Annotated in this window: 16 protein-coding genes; 14 read left to right on the forward strand and 2 right to left on the reverse strand. The window is 54.5% G+C overall.

The features are described 5' to 3' along the window. Positions 1-28: 28 nt before the first annotated feature. From ABYP39_RS01610 to ABYP39_RS01620, 3 genes are all read left to right on the forward strand, one after another. Positions 29-1,237: a cytochrome P450 gene (locus ABYP39_RS01610; protein WP_372759030.1), complete on the forward strand. Its 1,209-nt coding sequence runs from the start codon at positions 29-31 to the stop codon at positions 1,235-1,237. Between the two features lie 222 nt (positions 1,238-1,459). Then, positions 1,460-1,882 (forward strand): CBS domain-containing protein, encoded by a 423-nt coding sequence (locus ABYP39_RS01615; protein WP_372750193.1) that lies wholly within the window; start codon positions 1,460-1,462, stop codon positions 1,880-1,882. 142 nt (positions 1,883-2,024) lie between these two features. Continuing rightward, entirely contained in the window at positions 2,025-2,999 is a 975-nt protein-coding gene (locus ABYP39_RS01620; protein WP_372750194.1) for an LLM class flavin-dependent oxidoreductase, read from the forward strand. Here ABYP39_RS01620 and ABYP39_RS01625 read toward each other — a convergent pair. After that, positions 2,996-3,931 (reverse strand): outer membrane protein assembly factor BamD, encoded by a 936-nt coding sequence (locus ABYP39_RS01625; protein WP_372765159.1) that lies wholly within the window; start codon positions 3,929-3,931, stop codon positions 2,996-2,998. The genes ABYP39_RS01620 and ABYP39_RS01625 overlap by 4 nt on opposite strands. Positions 3,932-4,037: 106 nt before the next feature. On the opposite strand from ABYP39_RS01625, the gene rluD reads away from it, so the two are divergent. From rluD to clpB, 3 genes are all read left to right on the forward strand, one after another. Further along, positions 4,038-5,000, forward strand: coding sequence for a 23S rRNA pseudouridine(1911/1915/1917) synthase RluD (gene rluD, locus ABYP39_RS01630; protein WP_372780864.1), 963 nt, complete (start codon positions 4,038-4,040; stop codon positions 4,998-5,000). Between the two features lies 1 nt (position 5,001). Next, positions 5,002-5,739: a peptidoglycan editing factor PgeF gene (gene pgeF / locus ABYP39_RS01635; RefSeq protein ID WP_372780870.1), complete on the forward strand. Its 738-nt coding sequence runs from the start codon at positions 5,002-5,004 to the stop codon at positions 5,737-5,739. Between the two features lie 151 nt (positions 5,740-5,890). Further along, on the forward strand, positions 5,891-8,491 hold the full coding sequence (gene clpB, locus ABYP39_RS01640; RefSeq protein WP_372780865.1) for an ATP-dependent chaperone ClpB: 2,601 nt from the start codon (positions 5,891-5,893) through the stop codon (positions 8,489-8,491). A gap of 43 nt (positions 8,492-8,534) precedes the next feature. Here clpB and ABYP39_RS01645 read toward each other — a convergent pair whose 3' ends face one another. Then, entirely contained in the window at positions 8,535-8,984 is a 450-nt protein-coding gene (locus tag ABYP39_RS01645) for a DUF4124 domain-containing protein (RefSeq protein WP_372747948.1), read from the reverse strand. 556 nt (positions 8,985-9,540) lie between these two features. On the opposite strand from ABYP39_RS01645, the gene ABYP39_RS01650 reads away from it, so the two are divergent. The 8 genes from ABYP39_RS01650 to ABYP39_RS01685 form a co-directional block, all read left to right on the forward strand. Then, on the forward strand, positions 9,541-11,289 hold the full coding sequence (locus tag ABYP39_RS01650; RefSeq protein WP_372747949.1) for an acetolactate synthase 3 large subunit: 1,749 nt from the start codon (positions 9,541-9,543) through the stop codon (positions 11,287-11,289). Further along, entirely contained in the window at positions 11,289-11,780 is a 492-nt protein-coding gene (gene ilvN, locus ABYP39_RS01655; protein WP_372747950.1) for an acetolactate synthase small subunit, read from the forward strand. Before ABYP39_RS01650 ends, ilvN begins: the two co-directional genes overlap by 1 nt. A 129-nt stretch (positions 11,781-11,909) precedes the next feature. Next, positions 11,910-12,176, forward strand: a complete 267-nt coding sequence (locus ABYP39_RS01660) for a DUF4212 domain-containing protein (RefSeq protein ID WP_372780866.1) — start codon at positions 11,910-11,912, stop codon at positions 12,174-12,176. A 3-nt stretch (positions 12,177-12,179) separates the two neighbouring features. Beyond that, a complete protein-coding gene (locus tag ABYP39_RS01665; RefSeq protein WP_372780867.1) occupies positions 12,180-13,910 on the forward strand; it encodes a sodium:solute symporter family protein in 1,731 nt (576 codons plus the stop codon). A gap of 275 nt (positions 13,911-14,185) precedes the next feature. Then, positions 14,186-16,114 carry an ATP-binding protein gene (locus ABYP39_RS01670; protein WP_372780868.1) on the forward strand — a complete coding sequence of 643 codons (1,929 nt, stop codon included), beginning with the start codon at positions 14,186-14,188 and terminating at the stop codon, positions 16,112-16,114. Continuing rightward, the gene (locus ABYP39_RS01675; RefSeq protein ID WP_372747954.1) at positions 16,114-16,485 is read left to right on the forward strand and encodes a response regulator; all 372 of its coding nucleotides are present in this window, start codon (positions 16,114-16,116) and stop codon (positions 16,483-16,485) included. Before ABYP39_RS01670 ends, ABYP39_RS01675 begins: the two co-directional genes overlap by 1 nt. 9 nt (positions 16,486-16,494) lie before the next feature. After that, entirely contained in the window at positions 16,495-18,603 is a 2,109-nt protein-coding gene (locus ABYP39_RS01680; RefSeq protein WP_372747955.1) for an EAL domain-containing protein, read from the forward strand. Continuing rightward, positions 18,600-20,386: ATPase, T2SS/T4P/T4SS family (locus tag ABYP39_RS01685; RefSeq protein ID WP_372780869.1), on the forward strand; the 1,787-nt coding region annotated here is incomplete at its 3' end. The genes ABYP39_RS01680 and ABYP39_RS01685, both read left to right, overlap by 4 nt.

Here is a 20,386-nt window from a genome sequence, read left to right on the forward strand (position 1 = left end):
GATTCCCAGCAAGTACAGAGGCCTGATTATGTCGTCAGCTCGCACAAATACCACGCAAGTGCATTTTGATCCCTACGATCACGCAGTTCACGATGACCCCTATCCCTACTACGCGCGTCTGCGGCAGCACGCGCCAGTGTACTACAACGAAGAGCACGGCTATTGGCTGCTGAGCAAATGGGACGACTGTTATGCCGCCTTTCGCGATGTTGCAACGTTCAGCAGTATTGCTGGCCCGGCGCTGGAGGCCCAGCAGGATGCCAACGCCGGTTACCCCATGTTCATCAATATGGATCCGCCGGATCACACCCGTATTCGCAAACTTATTCAGCCCCTTATGCTGCCCCAGCGGATCAAAGTGCTAGAGCAGTATATCCGCGACAAGGCGGTGAGCCTGCTAACGCCGCATCTCGGCAATGGGTATATGGACCTGACGCAGGACTTCGCGGCCCTGCTGCCAATGGATGTGATATCCACCATGATTCATGTGCCGGAGCCGGATCAGGATATGGTGCGCGGTTGGGCTGATGATCTGATCTATCGTGAGGACGGACAATTCGGTTTGAATGAGCGCAACATCAACGCCTATTTCGCCATGGGGAATTATTTCGACGAGTTGGCTACCGAAATGTCGGAAAAGCTACAAGGCGAAGACGACATATTCAGTGCTGTACTGCAGGCTGAGCGTCAGGGTCAGCTGACGCACAAAGATGTGATCGGCTTTGGCATTCTGCTGGCTATTGCTGGCAACGAAACCACCACCAAGCTCATCGGTAATATGAGCTACCGTCTGTGGCAACACAAAGACCAGCGGCAACTGTTGATCAATGATCCCTCGTTAATGGGCAAAGCCGTGGAGGAAACCCTGCGCTTTGATGGTTCCACCCAGATGATTGGTCGCCAGGTGATGAAGGATGTTGAAATCCGTGGTTGCAAGTTGAAGGCCGGCGAGCGAGTGGGGCTGTGTATCATTTCAGCTAGTCGCGACGAAGAAAAATTCGACAATGCGAACAGCTTCGACATTACTCGCGGCAGTCGCGACCATATGGCATTCGGTAAGGGTATTCACTCCTGCGTGGGTGCCTCGTTGGCGCGCCTGGAAGTGGCGGTTTGCATGGAAGAAATATTGCGTTTGATACCCGACTATGAAATAGACGAAGCCGGGTTGCAGCGTACCCACAATCCCAATGTACGTGGGTTTACCCATGTGCCGATATCGTTTACGCCACGGAAATAGAAGGCTGTCTTGTTGCAGCATACCTATCTAGTTAGAGGTGGACTCTAGTAACTGTCCTATGGAGGGGACGGTTCGACGTTAGAAGCTGTTGCCGTATTGCGACTCGGTAATCTTAACGTTGAGCAGCAGCAACTCTTGCGGCGATTTCCTGTCGGGAATAATGGGTAGAGGAGATTCCAATACCCTTCTCAATCTTTCAGGGACTCTCATAAGGAGACCGCAATGCAAGTAAAAGATGTGATGACTGATAAACCCGAATACCTCGAAGCTAGCGCGACTATCCGCGAGGCTGCCATGCGTATGCAGGAGCACAATCGCGGCTTTACCGCCATTGGCGAGCGCGAGAAGCTCGTTGGTGTGGTTACCGATCGGGACATTGCCCTGCGTGGTATCGGCAAGGGCAAAACGCCTGATGATCCTATCAGTAGCGTGATGAGCGGTAAGGTACTGTATTGCTATCAGGACGATGAAGTTACCTCGGTGCTGCAGAATATGCAGGATCAGGGTGTACAGCGCCTGGCGGTACTGAACAACGACAAAAACAAAGACTTTGTTGGGGTGGTAGCGCTGAGTGATATCGCTGAAAAGTGCAAGGATACTGATCTGGCGCAGCGTATCGCTAACTGTTGTCGCACTTATCATTAAACGCGTCTTGCGCGCCAGCTGATCGGCTGTCCGCTGGCGCGGTTGTTACTGTCCGCTTCTTTCTTTACGCAAACCTTTCATCTGCCCCGGAAATCCGGTATCTCTAGAGACTACATACTGTCCCGAAGAAGGATATGTCGCCATGCCAAGCACACTGCGTTTGAATATGACCGGTTCGGAAGCGGACCCCGAGTTGCGCTCGGCGCGCTATCAGGCTGCCATTGATATGGCTGAGTACGCAGATCACAATGGTTTTGCCTACATTAATGTCGAGGAGCATCACTGTGCGCAAAATGGTTGGCTGCCTTCACCGCTGACGATGGCGGCTGCGATCGCGGCGCGCACGCACAATGCCAACATTGGCATTATGGCTCTGTTGGTGTCCCTTTATGACCCGGTACGTCTGGCAGAAGATATCGCGGTGATCGATCTGCTAAGTCGTGGCCGCCTCAGTTTTATTGCCGGGCTTGGCTACCGCGAAATTGAATTTCACGCCCTGGATAAGCCGTTCGATACGCGCGGCGAATGGATGGATCATGTGCTCGAAACCTTGCTCAAGGCCTGGGGTGATGAGCCCTTTGAGTATCGGGGTGAAATGATTACCGTGACGCCCAAGCCTTACACCAGGCCGCACCCCATGTTTCTGGTGGGGGGCATGAGCAAGGTGGCGGCGCGGCGAGCCGCGCGTTTTGGCTTGCCCTTTTCGCCGCCGATTCACGATGCCGAGCTTGAGGCCTATTACTATGAACAGCTTGAGGCCAACGGCAATCTTGGCTTTGTGGTCGCGCCGCCCGACGACTTTTCACTGGTGTTTGTCGACGAGAGCCCCGAGCAGGCATGGCCCGAAATAGGGTCTTACTTTCTCAACGAGGTGCGTGAATACAACAGCTGGAAGCGAGCGGGGCTGGCGCGCCCCATGGAGATGCCCAGTGCCAGCGTTGAAGAGATTCGCGCCAGTGGCCGCTATGAAATTCTGACGCCCAATGAGTGTATCGACCGCATGCAGGCAGATCCCGAGCGCAATATGGTGATGCATCCGTTGGTTGGCGGTGTGCCGGTAGATAGAGCCTGGGAATCCCTCAGGCTCTACTGTGACGAGGTGTTGTCGGCGATTTAGCGGCGGGGGCGCATTTTGGGGCGTGGCGTATCGTCGCGCACGACTTCTTTTTCGCCTTCGCCGGGCACAAAGTCGGGGCGATTATCAAACTTGGGTGGGTCGTAGCGATCCACCAGTCCCAGCGTGGCCTTGTTGAGCCACGATTGCTCCTGATCCTGGCCGACCTGGCTGTTGAAATTGCCCTTCTCGTCCAGCGCCGGGTGATTGGGGAAGTTGCTGCGCAATACCGTCAGTGAGCGATCCGCCAGGTCATTCATGCCCAGCAGCAAGTACGCCTGGGTCATCACCGCCAGTGCGTCGGGAACCGCTGAAGTTTGCGGTAGGTTTTCCACAACGTAACGGCCGCGGTTCGCCGCCGCCAGGTATGCCTTGCGTTTGAAGTAGTAGTTGGCCACGTTGATTTCGTAGCGCGCCAGGCGGTTGCGCAGATGTATCATCCGGGCCCGGGCGTCCGGCGCATACTGGCTGTTTGGGAAGCGTTGCAGCAACTGGCGAAAATCCTCAAAGGCCTGAATGGCTGCGCCGGGATCGCGCTGGGTCATGTCAGTGGGAAAGAATCGCTCTAACAGACCCTGGCCCTCGGTATAGTTTGCCAGTCCGCGCATGTAGTAGGCGTAGTCCACGTTTGGGTGCTGGGGGTGCAGGCGAATAAAGCGGTCTGCGGCGGCAATGGCGGCTTCAGGCTCCAGGCTGCGATAGTGGGCGTAAATAATCTCAAGCTGGGCCTGTTCGGCATACGGGCCAAAAGGGAAGCGCGATTCCAGTAGTTGCAGATTTTGCACGGCCAAAGAGAAGTTGCCGTTCTCCAGATGCTCCTGTGCTTTTTCGTAAATCTTCTTCTCCGAGGATTCTGCCTCTTTGTTCGGATCGGATGCGCAGGCGGCCAGTACGCCGACCAGCAGTATCATCAGACCGTGTTTAACAACTCTCATAGTGTGGCATTCCCGGTTTCAGCGGTGGATAATTCAGGCGACGTATTTAACCACAGCCACCCTGCTCCATAAAGCGGCCGCACGCGGTGGCGAAAAAGGATTATTCATGCCCGACACAATTGCCCTCAGCGCCGTCATTCCAGACGAGCTGGCGGGCCAGCGGTTAGACCAGGCGGTTGCCCACCTGTTCCCCGATTACTCCCGTTCACGCCTGCAAAGCTGGATTAAGTCCGGCGAACTGACAGTAAACGGCGCAACCCTTCGCCCCAAGGACAAAATCATGGGCGGCGAAACCGTCAGTATTGGCGCCGAATTGCAGGACGAGGGCCGTTGGGAGCCTCAGCAGATTGATTTCGGGTTGTTTTACGAAGATGAGCAATTGCTGGTGCTGGACAAGCCCGTTGGCCTGGTGGTGCATCCCGCTGCCGGGCATGCCGACGGTACTCTAGTCAATGCCCTGCTGGAACACTGCCCGGCTTTGGCGCAGTTACCGCGGGCGGGCATTGTGCACAGGCTCGACAAGGACACTTCCGGGTTGATGGTGGTTGCGAAAACCCTCGAAGCCCATACCTCGCTGGTCAAGCAATTGCAGGCGCGAGAGGTACACCGCGAATACGAGGCGCTGGTCTACGGTGCCATGACCGGCGGCGGTAAGGTGGATGCGCCGATGGGCCGGCATCCACAGCAACGCAAGAAAATGGCGGTAGTGCGCGCCGGCGGCAAGGATGCTGTGACACATTATCGAATGATTGCGCGCTACGCGCATTTTTCGCATGTGCGCTGCCTACTGGAAACCGGGCGCACCCACCAGATTCGGGTGCACATGGCTCATATCAAGCATCCACTCATTGGCGATCAGCTTTATGCGGGCCGCCTGCGCCAGCCCAAGGGCGCCAGTGAATTGCTCAGCGAAACCCTGCGCACTTTCCGTCGCCAAGCTTTGCACGCGCGGCGCCTTGAACTGCTGCACCCGGCCTCTGGCGAGCTCGTGAGCTGGGAGTCTGAGCTGCCCGCTGATTTTCAGCGGCTGCGTGACGTGCTGGCCGCTGAGGACAAGGCGGGTGGCTGATATGATTTACCCCGACTGGGACGCGCCTGCAAACGTGCGCGCCCTGTGCACGACGCGCTCGGGCGGGGTAAGCCACGGCGCATATGCGTCGTTCAATCTTGGCGACCACGTGGCTGACGATCCGCTGGCTGTATCTGAAAATCGTCGCCGTCTGCATCACTACTGCCCGGAATTGACAGAAATCCAGTGGTTATCCCAGATACATAGCCCGGCGGTGGTGGTCGCCGACGGTAGCCGTGTGCCACAGGCCGATGCTGCGATTACTGATCGCACCGGGTTGGCCTGCGCGGTGCTGACGGCTGACTGTTTGCCGGTTTTGTTTGCCGATAGGGCTGGGAAGCAGGTGGCAGCGGCTCACGCCGGTTGGCGTGGATTGCTCGACGGTGTTCTGGTTAATACCGTGAATGCATTTGACGCCCCTGCCGCACAGCTCCTTGCCTGGTTGGGGCCCTGTATTCGCCAGCCGCGATTTGAAGTGGGCGGGGAAGTGCGCGGGGCCTTCATTGACAGATTCTCAGGTCCGTCGGTCCGTCAGGTGGAGAGCTGTTTTGTCCCCGGCGACGAAGCGGACAAATACCGGTGTGATCTGGCGGGCTTGGCGGCGCTGCAGCTACAGGCATTGGGCCTGACGGCGATCGCCGACAGCGGCCTGTGTAGCTACGACGATCCACGGTTTTACTCCTATCGCCGCGAAAATCCCTGCGGCCGCTTTGCCAGCCTGATTTACCGCCTGCCTTGATTTTTGCCGTTTAACCCTCATTTAAGGTTGTGTACGAGGCTTTATTTGCTCGTGAGCTGGCTGGTTGAAGCCAGACCTTGCTGGCAGTAGCGGTAAGCCCCGTCATGTGTGGGTGCGAGCCGAGCTCGCGAATTTACACGAGGGTAATTTCATGCGTATTGATCGTTTCACCAGTGCTCTGCAGTCTGCCGTTGCCGAGGCCCAATCGCTGGCCATTGGTAAGGATCACCAGTTTATTGAGCCGGTGCATCTGTTGATGGCGCTGTTGCGTCAGCAAAATGGCTCGGTCAAACCCTTGCTGCAACAGGCCGGCGTAAATGTGCCGAGCCTTGAGCAGCGCTTGGGAGAACAGCTGAAAGCCCTGCCTCAGGTACAGGGCACGCCTGGCGACGTGCATGTGTCCAATGAACTCGGCCGCGTTTTCAATGTGACCGACAAACTCGCTCAGCAACGCGGCGACGCCTATATTTCCAGTGAGCTTGTGGTGCTTGCGTTGTTGGACGTAGGCGGCAAATTGGCTGCCGACCTCAAAGCCGCAGGACTGATCAAGGACAAACTCGAAGGCGCGATTGATAGTGTGCGCGCAGGAGCCAACGTGAACGACCCGGAAGCTGAAGGTGCCCGCCAGGCCCTTGAAAAATATACCATTGATCTCACCGAGCGTGCGCGCGAAGGCAAGCTCGACCCGGTAATTGGTCGCGACGAGGAGATTCGTCGCGCAGTGCAGGTGCTGCAACGTCGCACCAAGAACAATCCCGTGCTGATCGGTGAGCCCGGCGTAGGTAAAACGGCGATCGTGGAAGGGTTGGCTCAGCGGATTGTGAATGGTGAAGTGCCGGAAGGTCTGAAAGACAAGCGTTTGCTGTCGCTGGATCTCGGCTCGCTGCTGGCGGGTGCCAAATATCGCGGTGAATTTGAAGAGCGCCTGAAAGCAGTGCTCAACGAATTGGCGAAGGAAGAAGGGCGCGTCATCCTCTTTATCGACGAACTGCACACCATGGTCGGCGCGGGTAAGGCAGAAGGCGCAATGGACGCAGGCAATATGCTCAAGCCGGCGTTGGCGCGGGGCGAGCTGCATTGTGTGGGGGCTACCACGCTCGACGAATATCGTCAGTACCTTGAAAAAGATGCTGCACTAGAGCGCCGCTTTCAGAAAGTACTGGTGGGTGAGCCCAGTGAAGAGGACACCATCGCCATTCTGCGTGGCCTGAAAGAGCGCTACGAAGTGCACCATGGTGTCGATATCACGGATTCGGCCATTATCGCCGCCACCCGCCTGTCGCAACGCTATATTGCGGATCGGCAATTGCCGGACAAGGCGATCGATCTCATTGATGAATCGGCCAGCCGGATACGCATGGAGATAGATTCCAAGCCGGAGGAGATGGATCGACTTGAGCGCCGCCTTATACAGCTGAAAATACAGCGCGAAGCGGTCAAAAAGGACAAGGACGAATCGGCCCGCAAGCAATTGGAAAAGCTCAATGCCGATATCGACGCAGTGGAGAAAGAGTATGCCGACCTTGAGGAAATCTGGTTGGCTGAAAAATCGTCATTGCAGGGCGCAAATCAGATCAAAAGCGAGCTGGAGAAAGCGAAGCTGGAGCTGGATTCAGCGCGCCGTGCCAGCGATCTGACCCGCATGTCCGAACTGCAGTACGGAGTTATTCCTGAGCTGGAGAAACGCCTTGCCAGTGCCGGCAGCGCTGACAGCGAAGAGCGAAAGTTATTGCGCAACAAAGTAACCGATGAAGAGGTGGCGGAGGTGGTTTCGCGCTGGACCGGCATTCCCGTGAGCAAAATGCTTGAAGGCGAGCGCGAGAAACTATTACGCATGGAAGACGAATTGCATCACCGGGTGGTGGGGCAGGAAGAGGCAATTGTTGCCGTATCGCACGCGGTGCGACGCTCTCGTGCCGGACTGAGCGAGCCCAACCGGCCCAACGGTTCCTTTCTGTTTATGGGGCCAACCGGGGTCGGTAAAACCGAGCTATGCAAGGCGCTGGCGACCTTTTTGTATGATAGCGAAGATGCCATGGTGCGCATCGATATGTCGGAGTTTATGGAGAAGCATTCCGTTGCCCGACTTATCGGCGCGCCTCCCGGATATGTCGGTTATGAAGAAGGTGGCTATTTGACGGAAGCCGTTCGTCGTCGGCCCTATTCCCTGTTACTGCTCGATGAAGTGGAAAAGGCGCATCCGGACGTATTCAATATTCTGTTGCAGGTGCTGGACGACGGCCGCCTGACAGACGGTCAGGGCCGCACGGTTGATTTTCGCAATACCGTCATTGTGATGACCTCAAACCTTGGGTCGGACCGCATTCAGGATCTTGCACGCGCCGACCGTGGTTATGATGCGATCAAGGAGGCGGTGCTGGACGTGGTTTCAAATCATTTCCGGCCGGAGTTTATTAATCGCCTCGACGAGATGGTGGTGTTCCGTCCGCTGGAGCAGGCCCAGGTGCGAGCGATTGCCGACATTCAGCTGGTCTATCTCAGCAAGCGCTTGGCAGAGCGGGAGCTCTCGCTGGAGTTGAGCGATGCGGCGATGGACAAGCTTACGGCTGTGGGCTTCGACCCGGTTTACGGGGCGCGCCCGCTGAAACGAGCGATTCAGCAGATGGTGGAAAACCCGTTGGCGCACGACATTCTTGAGGGTAAATTTGGTCCCGGGGATGCCATATACGGCGACGTGGAAGGCGAGCGGCTGGTATTTTCAACCGTCGCCAACGCGGAGATGGTGAGCTAAGGGTTACCAAGCGCTGCAGGCGTCCGGCGCGTGCCGCCGGGCGCTAGCAGTAGATATCTACCGCCTCCTGAGCCTTTTTCATTTGCTCCGATTGCTCCTCGCTGTCGAGCACTCGGTATTCGCCGTTGTCATCTTTCACTCTCACGCGCTGGCCGCGTGAGAAGTTCTGTAGGGCCTTTCTGGCCTGCTCGCAGCGCGCGGGGTCTTTATCCGGGAGAACTTCGAACTCTTTGTTTTTCTCAGGCTTTTCCGGAGCGGGCTCGGTACCGCTATCCGCCCGTTTTGCCGGCACTTTCGGCGGGTAGGGTGGATTAACGCTGTCGTCGCTGTAGCCGCGGCCGGTCGGGATAAATGTTGAAGGGCGATCCAACGGGGGCTTTTGGGTGAAATGGGGCTGGCCATTGTCGTCAACCCAGCGGTAATAGCCGGTTTTGGCGGTCACCGCCGACCCCGCAACGATAATCAACAGCGCCAAGGCGAGTCTTTTCAGCATGTTATAGTCCCATTCCTCACTCCTTCCTTCATTATGGCAGACATTTTGCGTTAGCGATAAGGAGTAGCATCACACTTTGACAGCTATTGACAAGTGCTTGCCATCACTGAAAAATACGCGATTGCTCAGAACACCTGAAATGGCCGTTAATCCACCGCTACCCGCGGTCGTGATTCGGGGTTGTGCTCAAGCGCGCAATCATTGCTTTCGCAAATCCATTCTCTCCGCAAGCACATGACCTGTGTTGCGAGAATGCCATCTTCGCACACCCCGCGAAGACCTTCACAAGGGCAAATCTGCATCCTTTTGCAGCTTTGTCAGGCGTTTCGCCCGACGCATCGTGGTCGATGTGGTCGGAGGTTCATGTGATTCTCGCTGCCGCATAGTCGGCGGGCGCACATGCTGTTATTTAATCGAAAGGGCGCCTCCGGAATTCAGGTTTTTGCGAGGGCCGCAGAGTTGCCATTGAAAATGGGCGCGCTCTGCGCGGGGCTAAAGCAGTCCTTGCGAAAACACCCGTTTCCATCGGTGCCCGAAAACTGAAGAGGATTATTCAGTGGAGTTACTATCTGGCGGTGATATGATCGCCCGCGCCCTCGAAGACGAAGGCGTTGAATTTATCTTCGGCTACCCCGGTGGGGCCGTTCTACATATTTACGACTCCTTGTTTCAGAACTGCAAGGTGCCTCATATTCTGGTGCGTCACGAGCAGGCGGCGACTCATGCCGCTGATGGCTACGCGCGCGCCACCGGCAAGCCCGGCGTGGTGCTGGTCACCTCTGGCCCTGGTGCAACTAACGCGGTCACCGGCATTGCCACGGCCTATATGGACTCTATTCCCATGGTTGTGCTGTCCGGTCAGGTTGCTACCCACCTGATTGGCGAAGACGCCTTCCAGGAAACCGACATGGTTGGTATCTCCCGCCCCATTGTGAAGCACAGCTTTATGGTGAAGAAGGCCGAAGACATCCCCGAGACCATCAAAAAGGCTTTCTATCTGGCGTCTACCGGGCGGCCAGGTCCGGTCGTTATCGATCTGCCGAAAGACATTACCAACCCAGTCGATAAATTTGAGTACCGCTACCCTAAATCGGTGAAGATGCGTTCTTACACGCCAGCGAGCCGAGGTCACTCCGGCCAGATCAAGAAAGCGGTACAGCTGCTGCTGGAAGCCAAACGCCCGGTGATTTATACCGGTGGTGGTGTGGTGCAAGGCAATGCATCCGGTGTGTTGACTGAGCTGGCGCACGAGCTGAACTATCCCGTCACCAATACCCTGATGGGACTTGGTGGCTTCCCCGGTGACGATCGTCAGTTTCTGGGCATGCTGGGCATGCACGGGTTTTATGAAGCCAATAATGCCATGCATCACAGTGATGTGATTCTGGCGGTGGGTGCACGCTTCGACGACCGCGTTACCAATACGCCCGGCAAATTCTGTCCCGGCGCAAAAATCATCCATATCGATATCGATCCGGCGTCAATCTCAAAAACCATCGCTGCTGATGTGCCGATTGTCGGGCCGGTGGATTCCGTGCTCGCCGAAATGTTGAGCCTGGTTCGCGAAGCCCGCAAAGCCGACAAAAGTCTACCTGACGCGAAAGCGCTGGGTGTCTGGTGGAATCAGATTGACGAGTGGCGTGATGCCCACGGCCTGTGGACCAGACCCCGTTACGATACCTCTACCGATCTGATCAAGCCGCAGGAAGTCATCGATACCTTGTGCAAGGTGACCAATGGCGAGGCGTATGTAACCTCTGATGTTGGTCAGCACCAGATGTACGCGGCTCAGTACTACCGCTTCAAGCACCCGCGCCGCTGGATCAATTCCGGGGGGCTGGGCACGATGGGCTTTGGTCTGCCTTCCGCAATGGGTGTGAAACTTGCCTACCCGGATTCAGACGTGGTCTGTGTGACCGGCGAAGGCAGTATCCAGATGAATATTCAGGAGCTCTCCACCTGTACCCAGTACAACATCCCGGTGAAAATCCTGAATCTGTACAACGGCTACCTTGGCATGGTTAAGCAATGGCAGGATATGCAGTATGAAGGTCGCTATGCCGAGAGTACTTACGAGAACTCGCTGCCGGACTTCTGCAAGCTGGCAGAAGCCTACGGCCACGTGGGAATTCGCGTAGACAAAAAGGCGGACCTGGAAGGGGCGTTGAAAGAAGTGTTGGCGATGAAAGATCGCCTGGTGTTTATGGATATTCACGTAGATCCCCACGAGCACGTTTACCCGATGCTGGTGGCGCCGAACGGCTCCATGCGTGATATGTGGTTGAGCAAGACGGAGCGGACCTGATGCGACGGATAATTTCAGTATTGTTGGAAAACGAGCCTGGCGCTCTGTCGCGTGTGGTTGGCCTGTTCTCGCAGCGTGGCTATAACATTGAAACGTTAAACGTAGCGCCAACCGAAGATGAGACGCTGTCTCGTCTGACCCTGACCACTGTCGGCGATGATCACAAGATCGAGCAGATCACCAAGCACCTGAACCGTCTGGTGGATGTGGTCAAACTGGTCGACCTGAGTGAGGGCGCACATATCGAGCGCGAACTGATGCTGGTGAAGGTCCGTGCCACCGGCGCCCAGCGCGCCGAAATCAAGCGCTGCACCGATATTTTCCGCGGTCAGATCGTGGATGTTGGTCCAACCGTGTATACCATTCAGATCACCGGCGCGTCTGACAAGCTGGACTCGTTTCTGGAGGCTGTTGGTGACGCAGCCATACTGGAAGTGGTGCGCAGCGGTGTGTCCGGTATTGCGCGCGGCGAGAAAGTGCTCTCCTTGTAATACCCTGTGGGCAAGGTCCGCTCCCGCATTGGTTTAGTGGATAACCTCTGGGAGCGGCGGGCCTTGCCCGCGAATTGCTTTTGCTTCGCCATCCTTTAAGCTGTCCCAAAACATAACAGGGACATCTCCATGGCATTTCAATCCGACCAACATGCCAAAGCCTACTGGCGTGAGCATCTCCGTTTGATGTTCGCCCTCTCGGCAATCTGGTTTCTCGTGTCTTTTGGTTGCGGCATCCTCTTTGTTGATTGGCTTAACCAGTTTCGCCTCGGCGGCTACAAACTGGGCTTCTGGTTTGCGCAGCAGGGCGCCATTTACACCTTTGTGATTCTGATCTTTGTCTATGCCCGATTGATGGGGCGTCTGGATAAAAAATATCACGTTCACGAGGAGTAACAGATGGATCTCCAGACGCTGACCTACCTCGTCGTTGGTGCCACATTTGCGCTGTATATTGGTATTGCACTCTGGTCGCGCGCCGGCTCGACACACGAATTCTATGTAGCTGGTGGAGGTATTCACCCCGTCGCCAATGGCATGGCGACTGCTGCCGACTGGATGAGCGCCGCTTCGTTTATTTCCATGGCCGGATTGATTGCCTATATGGGCTACGGTGGTTCGGTATTTTTGATGGGCTGGACAGGTGGTTTTGTTTTACTGGCCATGTTTCTGGCACCTTATCTGCGCAAGTTCGGAAAGTTTACCGTGCCTGAGTTCATCGGCGAGCGCTACTACTCACGAACCGCCCGGATTGTCGCGGTTATCTGCCTGATCGTCTGTTCGGTGACTTATGTGATCGGGCAAATGAAAGGTGTGGGTGTGGCATTTTCGCGGTTTCTGGAAGTGGACTACGATATCGGCCTGTATGTGGGCATGGGGATCGTGTTTGTCTACGCGGTATTAGGCGGGATGAAGGGGATAACCTATACCCAGATCGCCCAGTACTGCGTACTGATTTTTGCCTTCACCATTCCCGCGATTTTTATCTCCCTGAATCTGACTGGTAATCCTCTCCCCCAGCTTGGTCTAGGCAGCACACTGATTGGCAGTGATACCTATCTGCTGGATAAGCTTGATCTGGTCTTGCAGGACCTCGGATTCGCCCAGTACTCCACTCAGGAGCGGCTCAGCAAACTGAATATGTTTGCCTACACCCTGTCGCTGATGATCGGTACGGCGGGGTTGCCCCATGTCATTATCCGGTTTTTCACTGTGCCGAAAGTCAGCGATGCACGTAAGTCGGCGGGCTGGGCTTTGCTGTTTATTGCCATTCTCTACACCACCGCACCAGCGGTTTCCGGTATGGCGCGACTGAACCTTGTTGATACGCTCGCTGGTAGAGATGGCGGTGGCTTGGTCTACGATGAACGCCCGCAGTGGTTCAAGAACTGGGAGAAAACCGGACTGCTGGAATTTGAAGACAAGAATGGCGACGGGCGGGTGACCCATGTCGCTGACTCGGCGGTGAATGAGATGGTCACTATCGATCGGGACATTATCGTGTTGGCAAATCCGGAGATTGCTCGCCTGCCCAATTGGGTTATTGCATTGGTAGCCGCGGGTGGTCTAGCGGCGGCCCTATCGACGGCGGCGGGGCTGTTGCTGGCCATATCCTCTGCGATCTCCCATGATTTGCTAAAAGGTGTCTTTACGCCCGGCATTTCGGAAAAACAGGAGCTGCTGGCCAGCCGTATCGCCATGGCAGTCGCGATCGGGTTTGCCGGGTATCTGGGTTTGAATCCACCTGATTTTGCAGCCGGAACCGTAGCGCTGGCCTTTGGCCTGGCGGCATCGTCACTTTTTCCTGCACTTATGCTCGGCATCTTCAGCAAGCGGGTGACCAAGGAAGGAGCTATTGCGGGCATGCTCGCGGGGCTTGGGGCCACGCTGTGTTATGTATTCCAGCACAAAGGCATCATGTTTATTCCGGGTACGGAGTTTATGGGAGGTATGCAGGAAAACTGGTTTCTGGGGATTGAGCCCAATGCCTTTGGTGCCGTCGGTGCGCTGGTGAATGTGATTGTCGCAGTTACGGTTTCCCGGGTTACTGCTGAACCCCCTTCCGAGGTGCAGGAGCTGGTAGAGCATATCAGAGTGCCATCGGGGGTGGTTTCAACACATGGCCACTAGCCGCGGGGCATACGGGTGTGATGGTCGGGGTGCTTTGCCTATGATTTATAAGCGTTTTATGGTTCCCGGGTCACAATTATCCTGCTGCACCCCGTTGTCGGAAAGTTTTAAATACGCATATTTCACAAAGGTGAGCTAGTGTAACTTTGTGTAAGGTGGGAGTTTGGCGTAAAACAACTGATAGGGAGTCGCGTGAAATCGTTGAGGCCGAGGCCTGCAGCGACGAGCGGGCACCTGCAGAGATGGAGTGGGCACAGACTCGTGGGAGAATATAGATGCAGGCGGTAAAGGGCACTACGGAGCAGCAACCGGATGAAATGTCGCCCCTGCAGAAGGAACGACGGCGCGGTGATCGGCGCCGGGTAACAACGCGCAGGGTGCGCGAGCGCAGAACAACGGAGCGGTTGGCTGCGTTCTTTCCGATGCTGTTGATCGCATCACTCAGCCTGACTTTATTGTTGGTTGTATTTAGCTGGCAATCTGCGAAATTGCGCAATGCCGAGACTCGCGTCTTTGGGGCGGCGATCGCTTCTTCGCAGGCTTCGATGTCTGCGAGCGCTTTCGACCGTTTGCTGGAGCGACCGGAGCAGTCGAGTTTACTTGCCGCGGTGAAAGGACACCCGATGTTTGGGTATCTGATCGTTGAGTCTCCACACGGCCAACGTCGGGCCGAAAACATTGCCGGACAAGTAACCATCCCGGATCTGCCTCTGTCTGCGAGTCAGCGAGTTGTCGGTGGGTCGCGCGATTTTTCCACCGCTGATCGCACAGTCGATCTGCTGGAATACTTTTTCCCGGTTGAGCAGGCCGGAAACCAGGTTGTGCGGATCGGGTTCCTGGCGCCAACGTTTTATTGGCCGCCGGGGGCGCTCTACTACTTTTTATTATCCCTGCCTCTTGTGCTGCTGACATTTGCTGCGCTCTCATCAATCATTAAAACCTATGTTCCCATGCAGGTGTTGGGCCAGCATTTCAAATCACTGAACGAATCTAATGAGCTAGCGGTTATCGATAATTCAGAGGCGCGTTCGCCTTTATTTGATGATTTCAACTCGCTGATTGCGAACGCCAAGCAAATTGTTAGCGACATAGAGTCCAAGCAGGACAAATTGGATCTTAATCGCAAACTGCTGCAGTTTGACAAAGCCAGAACTGACGCTGTGCTCAATACCTTATCAATCGGCATTGTGGTGCTGGATGCGGCCGGTGCCGTGTCCTACCACAACAAGCGGTTTGCCAAGTTTTTCCCGTCGGTAGAGCCGCCTGAAGCTGGAGCCGGCTTCTCCGATTGGTGTCCATCAGAAGAAGTCATGAGCTATGTTGAGAGCTGCCGAAAAAATGGTGATGCCGCCGGGCAAATGCAGTTTTGTTATGCTCACCGCAAAAACCACGAAAAAATTGCCTCGGTGACAATACGACCGTTGAAAACCATGGATCAGGGTGAGCCACTGGGCGTAATTTTGGTTTTTCAGGATATTAGCGATGTGGTACATAACAAAAAAATGTCGGAAGAATTTGCGATCAAGGCCGCGCACGAACTCAAGACGCCACTGCACGTGGTTAAGATGTACAGCGAGATGCTCATGGAAGACGATATCGAGCCGGATCTTCGGGTCGAATCGCTGAATACCATTTACGATGAAGTCGATCGCATGGCTGATCTGGTCAATAATCTGCTGAATATTGCCAAGATCGAGATGGGCAGCATCAACGTTGAGAAGACGCGGGTAAAAACGGCGGAGTTCCTCAACGATATTTTCGAAAACATGAGTCGCGCGGCGGCCAACAAAACACTGGATCTGCAAAAACAGATTCCGGAAAGCTTGAGCCCAATTGTGGTCGATAAGGACTTACTCCGGATTGCCATCAATAACCTGCTTTCCAATGCGATTAAATACAACCGCGACGATGGTCAGGTGCGCTTGGTTGCTGAAGAAAATAACGAGGTTGTCAGAATCCATGTGGGCGATAGTGGGCCCGGAATATCGCAGGAAGATCAGCAATTGGTATTCGACAAGTTCTATCGGTCAGAAGATGAAGAAATCAGAAAAAGAAGCGGGCATGGCTTAGGCCTTACGCTGGCAAAGAATATTGTTCAGCTGCACCACGGGCAACTGAGCGTATCCAGCGAACCGGGTGAAGGTAGCACCTTTACTATTGAATTTAACAAGAAGTCGATATTGGGCGAGCGAGGTAGTCAGTAATGCCGGTCATTCTGATAGCTGAAGACGAGCCGCATATTTTTCGCGTGCTGAGAATTGCGCTGGAAAAAGCCGGTTATGTCGTTGAGCATGCGGTGAATGGTAAAGAGGCATTGGTTAAGATTCTCAGCTGCGCACCTGATGCGTTAATTTCAGATATCGCCATGCCGATTATGGATGGGCGAGAGCTGTGTATGCGGCTCGAAGAAGAATTGCCGGAGCGGACTTTTCCTATAATTATTTCTACTTCAAAAGCCGGCATTGAGCATCGTGAGTGGTCAGCAAAGATTAACAACCTGACATTCATGGAAAAACCCGCCAGTCTTAGAGCGCTTGTTGCGCTGATGCATGAACTCGTTCCTGTCGATCCCTGAGGATAACGCGTGGCTACGATAGATCATTTGCGGTACGTCGACTTTAAAGGTTACTCACGCATGCTGTTTGCGCTGGTAGCCGATATAGGGAGGATTGACGTTTTTGAAACAGAGAACGAGTGCGTATTTACCTCGGACGGAGAGTTTGATGGTGTTTTCCGAGGTAGTGACTATACCCTGCGGCAGGAAATTCCTTTACGTGACCTCGACGTGTTGCCGTTCATTGGTGTTGTTGCAAAGACAGGAATGTCGCCTGCGTTAACGGTACAGCTTGAGACCGCACTGACAAACATCGCAAGCAATGTTGCCAGCGAGCTGCAGCTTCGAGCTGAGCTGGATGCCATGGCAGAGGAGCTTGGCGAGCGCTATGACGAACTCAATCTGGTTTATAAAATCAAGCATAACGTCGAGTCGGAAATTGACGACAGTAAACCGGTTGATTTTTCGCTGCAGCAACTGGTGGATGATTGCGCCACGTTTCTGGCTGTTGATTCGGCGCAGATAATAATCCCAGGTAAGCAATGCGTCGTGCAGGCCGGTAAGCCCGGCCGTGCGTTGTCGGAAGAGCAGTTGGCGATTGCAGTCGAGTCGATGAAAGTGATGCAGCAGTCTTTTGTATCGAATTCGGAGGAAGAGGCGCATCGTTTTAAGCTGGACCGGCTGGGGGAGCTGAACGTTGTTTGTGCCCCAATATTTTCTCCCAATGCCAGATTGCAGGGTATGTTTGTGGCAGTTAGGCGAAGAGATCTAGCCGAATTCACAAACAGTGATCGACAGCTAGTAGAAATTCAGGCGGAGATGGCACGAAAAATCATCAAGCAGCGGTATGATCAGGTGACCGGGCTGATGAAGCAGGCAGAGCTTGATATCCGTTTTGGTGATGTACTAAAAAGCAATGAGCAACAATGTTGCTTGGTTTTCTTTCACTTTAATCATCTAAAAATACTGGCCGATAGCTTTGGTCATGAGCACGCGAGCAAGTTGCTTGCGGCCTTTTCCTCAATCCTGCACGACCACCTGGATACGGGCTGTATTGCAGCGAGGGTAAGCGCCGATGAGATTGTTGTAATCTCTACAAATAACGATTTTGTCCAGCGCCTGGATAGCCTGTTTGCGGCGATAGAAAGAGTCAATGCTAATCGTCATATTGTGCCTGCGGGCAGTGAGTTCAGTGTCAATGTGGGCATCGTCCGATATCACGAAGAATTCCGTTCGGCGGCAGACTGGTTGACTGCGGGAGACTTGGCGGCTTCTCTCGCTAAGGACAACAGCTTTCAGCGTCAGCATGAGTATAGTCCCAATGATCGAGCGCAGGGGCGAAGAAGTGACGATATCTACTGGCTGCAGAATGTTAAGAGCGCATTGCTTAATCGCGATTTTGTTCTCTACTGCCAGCCTATGGAGGCGCTCTCCGGAGGCCCGCCACACTATGAGGTGTTGTTGCGCATTCTTGATGACGAGGGGAATCTTTTATCACCGGCCAAATTTATAGAGGCCGCCGAGCGTTACGATCTGGTGCCGAATATCGACCAATGGGTGGTCGAAGAAATCTGTGGTCTACTTAAAACTTATCGAATCAGTGAGATCTCTCCCGAGTCAGTCTGGAGTATAAACCTGTCAGGCAAGTCGATGGGTAGCAAAGATTTCAAGCGGTTTCTGGTAGAGCTGCTTGAAGCGAATGTGAAATTCGCTAACCACCAGCTATGTTTTGAGCTGACCGAGACGGCTGAAATTGGCGAGATGCAGTCGGCGCTCGAGCTAATGAAAGAAGTCAAAGCGCTTGGTGCGGCGTTCTCGCTAGACGACTTTGGCTGCGGCCTTAGCTCATTCAGCTACCTGAAAGAGATACCGGTTGACTACCTGAAGATAGATGGCAGTTTCGTACAAGAAATAGAGTCTAATGATATTAATCTCAGCATGGTTAAAGCCATGAATAGTGTTGGCAAGCTTATGGGGCTGTCTACGATAGCGGAATTTGTGGAATCTGAGAGCGTTAAAGAGCTTTTGCAATCCATTGGGCTGGATTATGCACAGGGTTACGTTGTGTCACCGCCAGTGCCATTGACAGAAGTGTTGGAACAACTAACGGAGCAAGCCGGCGCAGGAGTGGCCAAGTGACGCAAGTTCTGAAAACACAGCTCGGGGTCATCAGCTATCTCGCGCTGACCGAGTCGCTCGACAAACCGGCGACGCTCACAGAACTGCAGCGTGCTGTTGAAGAAGCGGTTGCCCAGCAAGACCTCAATGTTGCCATCGATATGGGGAACATAAAGTTTATAAACAGTCGAGCTCTGGAGGCAATTCTCGATTGCAATGAGTTGCTCACACGCGAAGGCGGCTGGTTAAAGTTGGCAAACTGCTCCGGCATCGTAAAGAAAATTTTGGCCATTAGCGGTGTAGATCGCCAGGTCGGGATTATTGACGACGGAAAAATGGAGTCGCCGCCGCAACGTGGCGAATTTCGCCGTTTGGGGGATGTCCTGCTCGAACGATCATTAGTTGACGAAGATACGATAGTCCACGCCATGGAGGAGCAGGAGCGCACTGGGATGCGAATGGGGCGGATACTTATCGAGTCGCAAGTGGTTGCTGAAGAGGATGTGCTCAGGGCGGTAAGTGAACAGCTTGGAATACCGTTTGTCAGCATAAAGGCCGGCGTTTTTGATATCGAGGTATTTGATTCGCTGTCTCAGGATACGGCGATTCGGCTTAATGCGATGCCCTTGTTCAAAGTTCGTGGAACATTGGCGGTGGCCCTCCCCGATGCGCAGGATATTGCCGTACTGAGCGAGATTGAAGAAGCTACCGGTTGTCAGATCAGGCCCGTATTGGCATGTCGTGCTGACATAAAGCGAGCGTTGAATGAAATTGTCGGTGGCGTTGATATCGGTACCGATCTGATCTCCGACATTGATGATGACCTCGAGCTGGTGGAGACGAATCAGCCCGAAGACTATGCTGCAATCGATGAATTGTCCTCGGGTTCGCCAATCATCAATCTCGTTAATGCCATTATCCAGAGGGCAGTGAACGACGGCGCAAGCGACGTGCATATCGAACCGGGATCAAAAAATTCCCGTGTCAGGTTTCGTGTCGATAGCATTCTTTACGAAATTATGGCGCCGCGTGCGGAGTTGCACCCCGCCATCGTGTCACGACTGAAAATTATGGCCAATCTGGATATTGCCGAGCGCAGAATGCCGCAGGATGGGCGTATCCAGATATATACGCAAAACCAAAAAGTCGATTTGCGCTTCAGCTCGCTGCCGGGTCTGCACGGAGAGAAAGTGGTGCTGAGGGTGCTCGACAAAAGCCGGACAATACTGGACCTTCACAAACTCGGTTTTTCGGCGGGTAATCTTGAAAGATTTCGCGGATTGCTCTCAAAGAGCTATGGGCTGATATTGGTTACGGGGCCAACAGGAAGCGGGAAAACCACATCGCTGTATGCCGCGTTGAGCCATCTGAACTCGCTGGAAAAAAATATCGTAACGGTTGAGGATCCGGTCGAGTATCAGCTGGATATCATTAATCAAAATGAAGTGCGCGATGCAATTGGGCTCACCTTTTCGCGCATGCTCAAGCACATCCTGCGTCAAGACCCGGATATTGTCATGGTCGGCGAGATAAGGGAGCGTGAAACTGCGCAGATCGCCGTGCAGGCGGCGCTGACGGGGCATCTGGTGTTGTCGACCCTGCACACCAATGACAGTGTCAGCGCGGTTACGCGGATGATCGACATGGGGGTAGAACCCTATCTACTGTCGTCGGCGTTGGTTGGTGTTGTCGCACAGCGGCTAGTTCGCAAGATATGCCCAAATTGCAAAACGCGCTTCAAGCCGCCGCCAGAAGTTGTTGAGCGCTACCAGTGGCAGGAGCGGGAGAACATTATGCTTGCCCA

The organism is Litorivivens sp. (assembly GCF_041625495.1).
Taxonomy (GTDB): Bacteria; Pseudomonadota; Gammaproteobacteria; order Pseudomonadales; family Spongiibacteraceae; genus Litorivivens.

Coding starts and splice junctions, on each gene's coding strand:
- ABYP39_RS01610 (WP_372759030.1), top strand. CDS start 29: ATGTCGTCAGCTCGCACAAATACCACGCAAGTGCATTTTGATCCCTAC.
- ABYP39_RS01615 (WP_372750193.1), top strand. CDS start 1,460: ATGCAAGTAAAAGATGTGATGACTGATAAACCCGAATACCTCGAAGCT.
- ABYP39_RS01620 (WP_372750194.1), top strand. CDS start 2,025: ATGCCAAGCACACTGCGTTTGAATATGACCGGTTCGGAAGCGGACCCC.
- ABYP39_RS01625 (WP_372765159.1), bottom strand. CDS start 3,931: ATGAGAGTTGTTAAACACGGTCTGATGATACTGCTGGTCGGCGTACTG.
- rluD (WP_372780864.1), top strand. CDS start 4,038: ATGCCCGACACAATTGCCCTCAGCGCCGTCATTCCAGACGAGCTGGCG.
- pgeF (WP_372780870.1), top strand. CDS start 5,002: ATGATTTACCCCGACTGGGACGCGCCTGCAAACGTGCGCGCCCTGTGC.
- clpB (WP_372780865.1), top strand. CDS start 5,891: ATGCGTATTGATCGTTTCACCAGTGCTCTGCAGTCTGCCGTTGCCGAG.
- ABYP39_RS01645 (WP_372747948.1), bottom strand. CDS start 8,984: ATGCTGAAAAGACTCGCCTTGGCGCTGTTGATTATCGTTGCGGGGTCG.
- ilvN (WP_372747950.1), top strand. CDS start 11,289: ATGCGACGGATAATTTCAGTATTGTTGGAAAACGAGCCTGGCGCTCTG.
- ABYP39_RS01660 (WP_372780866.1), top strand. CDS start 11,910: ATGGCATTTCAATCCGACCAACATGCCAAAGCCTACTGGCGTGAGCAT.
- ABYP39_RS01665 (WP_372780867.1), top strand. CDS start 12,180: ATGGATCTCCAGACGCTGACCTACCTCGTCGTTGGTGCCACATTTGCG.
- ABYP39_RS01670 (WP_372780868.1), top strand. CDS start 14,186: ATGCAGGCGGTAAAGGGCACTACGGAGCAGCAACCGGATGAAATGTCG.
- ABYP39_RS01675 (WP_372747954.1), top strand. CDS start 16,114: ATGCCGGTCATTCTGATAGCTGAAGACGAGCCGCATATTTTTCGCGTG.